The organism is Bacteroidota bacterium (assembly GCA_039821555.1).
Classification (GTDB): domain Bacteria; phylum Bacteroidota; class Rhodothermia; order Rhodothermales; family Rubricoccaceae; genus JBCBEX01.
This window is the reverse complement of the sequence record JBCBNX010000046.1, coordinates 1-1,716: the sequence shown is the minus strand read 5'-3', so window position 1 is coordinate 1,716 and position 1,716 is coordinate 1. Positions and strand designations below refer to the sequence as shown.

The 1,716-nt window shown below is 66.9% G+C and carries 1 protein-coding gene; it reads left to right on the top strand.

From position 1 onward, the window contains the following. Positions 1–256: 256 nt before the first annotated feature. Positions 257–1,561: a hypothetical protein gene (locus AAFU51_18770; protein ID MEO1573293.1), complete on the top strand. Its 1,305-nt coding sequence runs from the start codon at positions 257–259 to the stop codon at positions 1,559–1,561. Positions 1,562–1,716 lie beyond the last annotated feature (155 nt).

Genomic DNA, 1,716 nt, shown 5'->3' with positions numbered 1-1,716 from the left:
GGTCGGTGGACTCGCCGATCTTGGCGCAATTGTGTTCATCGACATCATCAACGGCTACGGCAGCCTGTTCGGGACGGCGATCGTCATGACGCGTTCGTGGCGATCGGGCTGAGTCTCTGGCTTGTCACACGGGGTGTGATCGCGAGTCTCGGTTGAGGATGGCCGACGGAGGGTTGCGCGGGAGGGGGTCGGCGGACACCTCGCTGGTGTAGACAACCCGCCGCGACCACCGCGGCGATCGACAGCGAGGGCCGCCGTGACGGAAGTGTATGACGACGTGGTGGAGATGGTGAGTGCGATGCTCGCCGGAGCAATCTGTGAGCGGGAGGCGTCCATCGACGCCACCGGGGCGGACGCCGATGTGCGCGGGCTGCTGCGCGCCATCGGGCTTCGAACGACCCAGGTCCTCCTGGAGGCTGAGACCACTCGGGTTCTCCAGAACGCCGCGGCGCGCGGGTACACCGTGAACCAGGCATCCGAGATCAGCGTGGGATGCCTCTACGGCGAGCTGCGAGTGTCGTCTCCACACCTCCGGCGTGCGGTCGGGGACACCGCTCGCCCTGTCCGCGACGAGCTCGGGCTGACGCACCGCTCCAAGACGCCAGCCCTCGAGCGCGCTCTCACCGACTTCGGCATCGAAGATTCCTTCGGCGTGGCGTCCGAGAGGTTCGAGGAGCACTACGGCTGGACCATCCACCGGACCTCGCTGCTGCGTGTGGTCCACAACACCGCGAAGGACGCATTGACGTTCGTGGAAGAGAAGCTGGCCAAGGAGCCCGACGCGGTCGAGCCTGCGGCGTGTCTCCTGGTCGAGATGGACGGCTGCGAGCTGCGCACGGGCACGATGGGGTCCCCGGATCCCGTCCAGCGTACGCCTGTTCGAGGTCTTCCACGCCGGAAGCGACCGTTGGAGTACCGGGACGTCCGCCTCGCGTTCTGTCGGGCCCTCCACGAGGACGACAAGAGCTTCGTGGGCGGGATGTCTCCGTTCGCCGAGGTCGTGGACCAGCTCCACGCTGCGGCACGCCACCGAGGCCTCACCGAGCGCACCGTGGTCGCCACGGTCGTAGACGGCGGCAACGGACTTCGGGAGGCCATCGAAGCCCGCTTCGGAGAGTGCATCGTGGTCCTCGACCGCCCTCATGTCAGCCAGCACCTGCATGATGTCGCGAAGCAGATGAAGCTCGACGACAAGGCGCGGTTCGCCTGGGTGTCGAGGGTGCTGGAAGATTTCTATGAGGGTCGGGTGGCGAAGGTCTACGCCGAGCTTCATGCCTACCGCGGACCCGGTGAGGAGCGCGTCGAGCGGTTCCTCAAGCACCTCTGGCGGTTCCAGGACGCCGTCGACTACGGGACCGCCCACGCGTGGGGCATTCCGCAAGGCTCCGGCGAGATCGAGTCCGCCCATCGGTACATCCCACAGAAACGCCTGAAGATCCCCGGAGCCTGCTGGCATCCGGACAGCATGAACCGGCTGCTGGCCTTGCGCATTGTCCGCGCGAACGGATGGTGGGACGAGTTCTGGAGTCAGCGCCTGCGGCCGGCTCAGGCGGCTGCATGACGGTGGGCCAGCCGAGGGTCGCGATCACACCCTCTCTACGGTGACGTCGTGGCGACGTTCCGGGACCACCTCGACACGCCCACGCGCAGGTTCGTGGACGCATTGGGGCGCGAGATCGCGGTTGAAGAGAACAACGGCGCCGGCACATCGTCGGT